Genomic DNA, 2,628 nt, shown 5'->3' on the forward strand with positions numbered 1-2,628 from the left:
GTCCGCGTACGCCGGGGCGGCGGCACCCGCGACCAGCGCGACGGTCGCGGCGAGCGCGGCCAGGGCGGTGCGGCGGCGGGTGGGGGTGGGTCTGGCGGTACCGGTGGGGCGGGCGGAGCGGGAAGTGCTGTGCATGAACACTCCTCTGGTCCGGTGCTCGGCGGTTGCTTCGGTACGTGCCGGCCCAAGGGTCCCCGTGCGGCGGGGAGTTGGCCCGGCCGGGAGCAGATTAGCCATGTACCCGCCAGGAAGACCAGGTATCCAGGGCCACAACCTGAACCGCCGTCACGTGTGGCGGTCCGACACCGCGCGCCCCAGCGGTGGAAACCAGTGGTCGGAGGCCCCGTCCGTCCGGTCGAAGGTCCCGTCGTCCGAGGCCGAAAGTCACGTTCGTCCGTCACCGGCGGTCCCGGCATCCGGGGCCGGCGGAAGTCTGTGGCACGATGCCTGGCGGACCGCCCACGGCGGACAATCGCGATATGCGTGAGGAAAGGACCCTTTCATGACCGAGGTCGACCACCAGCTCGTCTTCCGCCCGGCGACCGCCGCCGACGTGCCCGCGCTCGTCGCCCTCGTCGAGTCCGCCTACCGCGGCGAATCCAGCCGGACCGGCTGGACCAGCGAGGCCGACCTGCTGGACGGGCCGCGCACCGACGATGCGGCGGTCGCCGAGGCGGTCGGCCACCCCGACGGCGTCGTCCTGGTCGCCGAGCGGGACGGCGAACTGCTCGCCTGCTGCCAGCTGCAACGCCACGCCGGCCACGCCTACTTCGGCATGTTCTCGGTGCGCCCCGGCCTCCAGGGCGGCGGCCTCGGCCGGACGGTGCTGGCCGAGGCGGAGCGGCTCGCGGCGGAGGAGTGGGGCGTGAGCGTGCTGGAGATGAAGGTGATCGAGCAGCGCGCCGACCTCATCGCCTGGTACGAGCGCCGCGGCTACCGCCGGACGGGCGTCTACACCCCGTTCCCGTACGGCGACGAGCGCGTCGGCATCCCGCGCCGCGCGGACCTGCGCTTCGAGACGCTGACGAAGGAGCTCGCGGGGTGATGGGGCGGGTGATGGGGCATGTCATGGGTAGGTGATGCGCCGTCAAAGTCCTGACCGGCACCGATGCGGAGATGTCATACCTCGTTCATGATTGGTCTAGGCCAATGTGAGACCCTGGGGCCCGAACGGCCAACGTTCCGTCCCACTCCCAGGGGGCCAATTCCGCATGCCCGTACTCCATGGCACCGCCATGCCCGCACCCGACACCGGCCCGCGCCGGACACCCGACCCTGACCGGCTCGACCACCCCCGACTGCCCGCACCGCCCGGCGACGACGAGCTCTACTGGTACTTCGGCCCGCAGCGCCGCTGGGTGCCGCTCTGCGCCACGCTCTCCTACGCGGGCGCCACCGCCACCCTCGGCCTGTTCGCCCTCAGCCGGCCGCTGCTCTGGCCCTTCCTGCTCCTCACCGTCCTCAACGCGGCCACCTGGCTGCTCTCCCTCGCCGACGGCCAGCGCGCCCGCCGCTACACCCGCGACTCGCACGACCTGCTGATGCGCGCCTGGCGGCCGGCCGAGCACCCCGGCGTCGACCTGCTGCTGCCCACCGCCGGCGAGCCGCTCGCCGTCCTCGACAACGCCTACCGGCACACCGCCGCCGTGCAGTGGCCCGGCACACTCACCGTCCTCGTCCTCGACGACGCCGCCCGCCCCGAGGTGCGCGAACTCGCCGAGTCCTACGGCTTCCGCTACCTCGCCCGGCCCGACCGCGGCCGGTTCAAGAAGGCCGGCAACCTCAACCACGGCCTCGCCGAGGGCGACGGCGAGATCGTCGCCGTCCTCGACGCCGACTTCTGCCCGCGCCCCGACTTCCTGCACCACCTGGTGCCCTACCTCGACACCCCCGAGGTCGGCATCGTGCAGAGCCCGCAGTGCTTCGACACGGACGCCGACATGTCCTGGCTCGAACGCGCCGCCGGAGCCACCCAGGAGATCTTCTACCGCTGGATCCAGCCCTCCCGGGACGCGCAGGACGGCACCGTCTGCTGCGGCACCAACGCCCTCTACCGCCGCGCCGCACTGATGCGCGTCGGCGGCTTCGCGCAGACCGACCACAGCGAGGACCTCTACACCGGTCTCGCGCTCGCCCGCGCCGGGTGGACCACCCGGTACGTGCCCGCGCTGGTCGCCAAGGGCATGTCGCCCACCGGCCTGCCCGCCTTCATCAGCCAGCAGTACCGCTGGTGCCTCGGCTCCCTCGCCCTCGTCCGCGACCCGGACTTCCGCCGGGGACCGCTGCCCCGCTCCGCCCGGCTCTGCTTCTGGAACGGCAACCTCGGCTACCTGACCAGCGCGGTGAACGTCTTCGCCGTGCCGCTCCCGGCGCTGATCATGCTGTTCTTCGCCCCGGACGCCATCGAACCCTGGCAGGTCCTGCCGTTCCTGCCGCCGATCTGGGTCGCGCTCGTCCTGCTGCCCGCGATGTCCCGCACGCGCTGGCGCTTCGAGGTCACCCGCGTCCAACTCCTCGGCGGGCTCTGCCACGTCGTCGCCATCGCGCACGCGTTGCGCCGCCGCAGCGCCGACTGGGTGCCCACCGGCGCCGTGTCGCGCGGCGGCTCGCTCGCCCGCACCGTCGCCC

General features: G+C 73.0%; 2 protein-coding genes. Both read left to right on the forward strand.

Features of this window, described 5'->3' with window-relative positions; translation table 11 throughout:
* Window positions 1–502 precede the first annotated feature (502 nt).
* Window positions 503–1,045 carry a GNAT family N-acetyltransferase gene (locus AB0O00_RS35085; protein ID WP_363658760.1) on the forward strand — a complete coding sequence of 181 codons (543 nt, stop codon included), beginning with the start codon at window positions 503–505 and terminating at the stop codon, window positions 1,043–1,045.
* 166 nt (window positions 1,046–1,211) lie between these two features.
* The coding region (locus AB0O00_RS35090; RefSeq protein ID WP_363658761.1) for a cellulose synthase catalytic subunit at window positions 1,212–2,628 on the forward strand (1,417 nt) is incomplete at its 3' end.

It is taken from the genome of Kitasatospora sp. NPDC093558 (assembly GCF_040683475.1).
Lineage (GTDB): Bacteria > Actinomycetota > Actinomycetes > Streptomycetales > Streptomycetaceae > Kitasatospora.

What these genes read in the sequence shown, in the direction of transcription:
- AB0O00_RS35085 (WP_363658760.1), top strand. Translation starts at nt 503, where the DNA reads ATGACCGAGGTCGACCACCAGCTCGTCTTCCGCCCGGCGACCGCCGCC.